The following is a 4,960-nucleotide window of genomic DNA, read 5'->3' on the forward strand; positions in this document are numbered from 1 at the left end:
GCCGAAGGCCGTCGCGTAGCGACGCGAACGTAGTGAGCGCCCTTGACAGGCCGGCCCGACGCGGAAGGACGATGAGGCTGCCGGGAAACCCCAAACCCGTCTACGCTCCCGGCCGGCCCGGACACCGTCTCTTTCCCCCCGGTTCCGCCGCGCTGGGCGGGCCGGTCCCGGTCCGGTCCCGAGGGGGCGGCGGGTGGGCAGCCACCGGCCCGGGGTGGAGCGCGAGGGGGCGGGGGCCCCGCACCCGCGGGAACCCGTACCGCCGCCCCCTCAGAACGCCGGGCGTTCCGGGTCCAGGGTGGCGCGGCCCTCCACCGGGGAGGAGGCTTCCGCGAAGCGGCGTTGGGGGATACGGCCCGCGCGGTGGGCCAGGCGGCCCGCCGAGACCGCGTCGCGCATTGCCGCGGCCATCAGGACGGGGAGTTGGGCTCGTGTCACGGCGGAGGCGAGCATGACCGCCGCGCAGCCCAGTTCCATGGCCAGGGCCACGTCCGAGGCCGTTCCGGCCCCCGCGTCCAGGATGACCGGGACCCCGGCCCGCTCGGTGATCAGCTCGAAGTTGTGCGGGTTGCGGATGCCCATGCCGGAGCCGATGGGGGAGCCGAGCGGCATGATCGCCGCGCAGCCCACGTCCTCCAGTTTGCGGGCGAGGACCGGGTCGTCGTTCGTGTACGGGAGGACCGTGAAGCCCTCGTCGACCAGGGTTTCGGCCGCGTCGAGCAGCTCGATCCCGTCCGGGAGGAGGGTGCGCTCGTCCGCGACGACCTCCAGCTTGATCCAGTCCGTGCCGAGGGCCTCGCGGGCGAGGCGCGCCGTCAGGACGGCTTCGCCCGCCGTGAAGCAGCCCGCGGTGTTCGGGAGGACCGCGATGCCGAGTCGGCTGAGGACGGACAGGACCGAGCCCTGGACCGTCGGGTCGAGGCGCCGCATCGCGACCGTGGTGAGTTCGGTGCCGGACGCGATCAGCGCCCGCTCCAGGATGTCCAGGCTCGGCGCCCCGCCGGTGCCCATGATCAGGCGCGAGGAGAAGGTCCGGCCGGCGAGGGTGAAGGCGTCGTTGGAGATGTCACACGTGTCCGCCATCTGTTCAGCCCCCCTGGACCGCGGTGAGGACCTCGACGCGGTCGCCGTCGGTCACGGAGGTGTAGGGCCACTGGCCGCGCGGCACCACCGTCTCGTTGAGGGCTGCCGCGACCCCCTTGGTGGCCTCGGTGAGGGTGGCGACCACCGTGGCCAGCATGGTCCCGTCCGCGATCTCGCGCGGCTCGCCGTTGACGGAAATGGTCATGCGAACGACTCCTGTCGCGTGAGGGCGAAACGGCGCGGGGTGAAGGGGCGGGCGATTTCCGGTAGTTCGCCGGTGGTGAGCAGGTCCGCCATCACGTCCCCGGTGAGAGGCGTGAGCAGGACGCCGTTGCGGTAGTGCCCGGTGGCCAGGTGCAGCCCGGGGAGTTCCGTCGGGCCGAGGAGAGGGGCGTTGTCCGGCGATCCCGGCCGCAGTCCGGCCCGGGTTTCCACCAGGGGGAGTTCGGTGATCCCGGGCACCAGCTCGTGGGCGTCGCGCAGGAGTTCGTAGACCCCGCCCGCGGTGACGGTGGTGTCCCAGCCGAGTTCCTCGCTGGTGGCGCCGAGGACGAGCTCGCCGTTCTCGCGCGGCACCAGGTAGACGTGGCTGCCGCGCACGACGGCCCGTACGGTCCGCGACAGGAACGGCCCGTACGACGCGGGCACCGCGAGCCGCAGCACCTGCCCCTTCACCGGGCGTACGGGGGCCACGGCCTCGGGTGGTACGCCGTCCAGCCGGCCGCTGAGCGAGCCCGCGGCCAGCACCACCTGGTCGGCGCGCAGCTCCGTGGCGTCCGCGTCGTCGAGGACCGCGCCGCATGCCCGGTCGGCGGTGGTCAGCAGCCGCGCCGCCCCGGCGCGGTGCAGGGCGACCCCGGCCCGTTCGCAGGCGGCCAGCAGGGCGGCCGCGAGGCGGCGGGGATCGACCTGGTGGTCGCCGTCCACGCGCAGGCCACCGCGGACGCCGGGAGCCAGCATCGGTTCCAGGCGGCGGCACTCGCGGCCGGTCAGCCACTCGGACTCCAGGCCGCAGCGGCGCTGGAGGGCGTGCAGTTCGCGCAGGTGCAGCCGGTCGTCGGCGTCGAGGGCGACGGCCAGGGTGCCGCAGGCGCGGTAGCCGATGTCCATGCCGCCGCTGGCTTCGGCGAGCTCGGCGGCGAACTCGGGGTAGCGGGCGGCGGAGGCGAGGTTGAGCCCGAGCAGGGTCTCCTCGCCGTAGTGCAGCTCGGTGACGGCGGCCAGCATGCCGGCCGCGACCTGGGCGGCGCCGCCGCCGGGGGCCGGATCGGCCAGCGCGGTGCGCAGCCCGCGCCGGGCCGCCCGCCAGGCGGTGACCAGGCCGATGATGCCGCCCCCGATGACGAGCACGTCGTAGCCGGGACTCCGGCCGTTCCGATATGAATGCATGGGCGTCCAGCCCCTCCCTTCGCCGGCATGACCCGGATCAGGTTCGTACGGTCGGAGGCCGGCCAGCCTCCCTCTCAGCCCGGTGCGCCCGGACTCCCGCGATAGGTTCGGTGCCAGAGTAACGCCGAGGCCGACGGCCGGTAAGGCTGCCTCCCCGGTGCCGGTCCCCGGCGGGTTTGAGACACCTATTCCTGACGGACCGTCAGTTGATTAGGCTGGGCCGCGTGAGCGAGCAGACGCAACAGCAGACACGGCAGGCGGAAGACACCGGGCACGGCGTGGTGATCGTCGGCGCCGGGATGGCCGGGGTCCAGACCGCGGTCGTCCTCCGGGAACAGGGCTGGACCGGGCCCGTCACCCTCCTGGGAGCCGAACCCCACCAGCCCTACGACCGGCCCCCGCTGTCCAAGGCGGTGCTCCTCGGCAAGGCCGAGGACTCGGCCTTCGACGTCGACTTCGAGGAGCTCGGCATCGAGCTCCGGCTGGGGGTCGAGGTCACCGGGCTGCGCGCCGCCGACCGGGAAGTGGACACCGAGGCGGGCCCGGTCCCGTACGAGTTCCTCGTGCTGGCCACCGGCGCCCTCCCGCTGACCCTGCCCGGCGCGGAGGGCGTCCCGGGGGTGCACCTGCTGCGCACCCTGGACGACGCGGCCCGGCTGCGGCCCGTACTGGCGGCCTCCTCGGCGGTGGTCGTGGTCGGGGCCGGATGGATCGGCGCGGAGTTCGCCACCGCCGCCCGCGAGGCGGGCTGCGCGGTGACCGTGGTCGAGGCGGCCGACCGGGTGCTGGCGGGCGCGCTGCCGGCGGAGGTCGCCGAGCCGATGGGGCGCTGGTACGCCCAGGCGGGCGCCGAGCTGCTGACGGGCGCGCGGGTGGCTTCCGTGGAGCCGGGCCGGGTCCTGCTGGCCGACGGGCGGGAGCTGCCCGCGGAGGCGGTGGTGGTGGGCATCGGCGCGCGGCCGGCCACCGGATGGCTGGCCGGATCCGGCGTGGAGCTCGGCCCGGACGGAGCGGTCGCCGCCGACGAGTGGCTGCGCACCTCCGTGCCCGGGGTGTACGCCGTGGGGGACTGCGCCTCCTTCCCGTCGGGGCGCTACGGGTCCCGGCTGCTGGTGCACCACTGGGACAACGCGCTCCAGGGACCGCGGGTGGTGGCGGCGGACGTCCTGGCCGGGGGCTCGGGGGAGCAGGTCTACGACCCGGTCCCGTACTTCTGGTCGGAGCAGTTCGGCCGCTTCGTGCAGTACGCGGGACACCACGGCGACGCGGAGCCCCCGCTATGGCGCGGCGACCCGGAAGCCGACACCTGGTCGGTGTGCTGGCTGCGGGAAGGCCGGCTGGTCGCGGTCCTCGCGGTGGGCCGCCCGCGCGACCTCGCCCAGGGGCGCCGCCTCATCGAGTCGGGCGCCCTCGTGGACCCGGCGAAGGTCGCCGACCCGGCGGTCGCGCTGAAGTCGACGCTGCGCTGACCCGGCGGGGCACGGGTCGGGGACGGGTCGGGCCCCCGGCCCCGGCCGGCTCCGGCTGCGCGTGCTTCCGTTCCGGGCCTGCTCCTGCTCCTGCCCGGGCCCCGACGCCTACGTGCGAAGTCCCCTACCCGCCCTTCGCCCGTTCCCCGGGCTCTGCCCGGACCCGCCCCGGGCCCCGTGCCGCCGGGCTTCGCCCCCGGGCTCTGCCGGGACCCGTTCCGGCTCCGTGCCGCTGGGCTTCACCCCCGGGCTCTGCCGGACCCGTTCCGGGGCTTCGCCTCGGGGCCCCGTGCCGCCGGCTCTGCCCGGGGTTGTCCCGGGGTTTTGCTACCCGGCCCCGTGCCGCCGGGCTTCGTCCGGGTCTGTCCCGGGCCCCGCACCCGGTCCGGGCGCGGGGGTGGAGCGGCCCGCGGGCCTTGTGTTTCCGGCTCGCTCGGGTCGCGCCCGGCCCCGTCTCCGGCCCCGACCACGGGGCCCCCGCGCCCCGGACGGGGCCGCTCGGGTACCGGCAGTCAGTCCGAGATGGCAGGCTTGTGCTCGTGACCGAGATTGACGCAAAGATCGATGCCCTTGTTCCCGCCTGGCTCTACCTCCCCGACATCGCGGAGATGCTCGACATCGAAGTGACCAAGGTTCGCCAGCTGGTCAAGGAAGGTCAGCTGCTCGCGGTGCGCCGCGGCGAGAACCGCTCCCTCCAGGTCCCCGCGGCCTTCATCGACGGAGACAAGATCGTCAAGGGGCTGGTCGGCCTGCTGACCGTGCTCCGCGACGACCGCTTCACCGACGCGGAGATCCTGGAGTGGCTCTTCACCGCCGACGAGACCCTGCCCGGCACCCCCGTGCAGGCACTGAGCGAGAATCGCGGCACGGAGGTGAAGCGTCGCGCTCAGGCGCTCGCCATCTGACCCGACTCCGCCTCAAGCGCGGTGGGGGGGGGGGGAGAGGGATAATAATCCACCCTAAGGGCAGATGGAAAGAGCCCACAAGGGGGGGGCTGGGTGTCCGCGCCCTCCACGCAT

5 protein-coding genes and 1 riboswitch are annotated in these 4,960 nt (G+C 74.7%); of the genes, 2 read left to right on the forward strand and 3 right to left on the reverse strand.

Features of this window, described 5'->3' with window-relative positions:
* Window positions 1-270: 270 nt before the first annotated feature.
* The 3 genes from ACFWBW_RS41105 to thiO form a co-directional block, all read right to left on the reverse strand.
* Entirely contained in the window at window positions 271-1,083 is an 813-nt protein-coding gene (locus tag ACFWBW_RS41105; RefSeq protein WP_385384832.1) for a thiazole synthase, read from the reverse strand.
* Between the two features lie 4 nt (window positions 1,084-1,087).
* On the reverse strand, window positions 1,088-1,288 hold the full coding sequence (thiS, locus tag ACFWBW_RS41110) for a sulfur carrier protein ThiS (protein ID WP_243330100.1): 201 nt from the start codon (window positions 1,286-1,288) through the stop codon (window positions 1,088-1,090).
* Entirely contained in the window at window positions 1,285-2,472 is a 1,188-nt protein-coding gene (gene thiO / locus ACFWBW_RS41115) for a glycine oxidase ThiO (RefSeq protein WP_385384835.1), read from the reverse strand. Before thiO ends, thiS begins: the two co-directional genes overlap by 4 nt.
* Window positions 2,470-2,582: riboswitch (TPP riboswitch) on the reverse strand. It overlaps the preceding gene by 3 nt.
* 114 nt (window positions 2,583-2,696) lie before the next feature.
* On the opposite strand from thiO, the gene ACFWBW_RS41120 reads away from it, so the two are divergent.
* The gene (locus tag ACFWBW_RS41120) at window positions 2,697-3,941 is read left to right on the forward strand and encodes an NAD(P)/FAD-dependent oxidoreductase (RefSeq protein ID WP_385384838.1); all 1,245 of its coding nucleotides are present in this window, start codon (window positions 2,697-2,699) and stop codon (window positions 3,939-3,941) included.
* A gap of 539 nt (window positions 3,942-4,480) precedes the next feature.
* Window positions 4,481-4,846 carry an Rv2175c family DNA-binding protein gene (locus ACFWBW_RS41125; RefSeq protein ID WP_243330105.1) on the forward strand — a complete coding sequence of 122 codons (366 nt, stop codon included), beginning with the start codon at window positions 4,481-4,483 and terminating at the stop codon, window positions 4,844-4,846.
* Window positions 4,847-4,960 lie beyond the last annotated feature (114 nt).

The sequence above is a fragment of the Streptomyces sp. NPDC059957 genome (assembly GCF_042730015.1).
Lineage (GTDB): Bacteria > Actinomycetota > Actinomycetes > Streptomycetales > Streptomycetaceae > Streptomyces.

Excerpts from the sequence above, each read along its gene's own strand:
- thiS (WP_243330100.1), bottom strand. The coding sequence starts at position 1,288 with ATGACCATTTCCGTCAACGGCGAGCCGCGCGAGATCGCGGACGGGACC.
- ACFWBW_RS41105 (WP_385384832.1), bottom strand. The coding sequence starts at position 1,083 with ATGGCGGACACGTGTGACATCTCCAACGACGCCTTCACCCTCGCCGGC.
- thiO (WP_385384835.1), bottom strand. The coding sequence starts at position 2,472 with ATGCATTCATATCGGAACGGCCGGAGTCCCGGCTACGACGTGCTCGTC.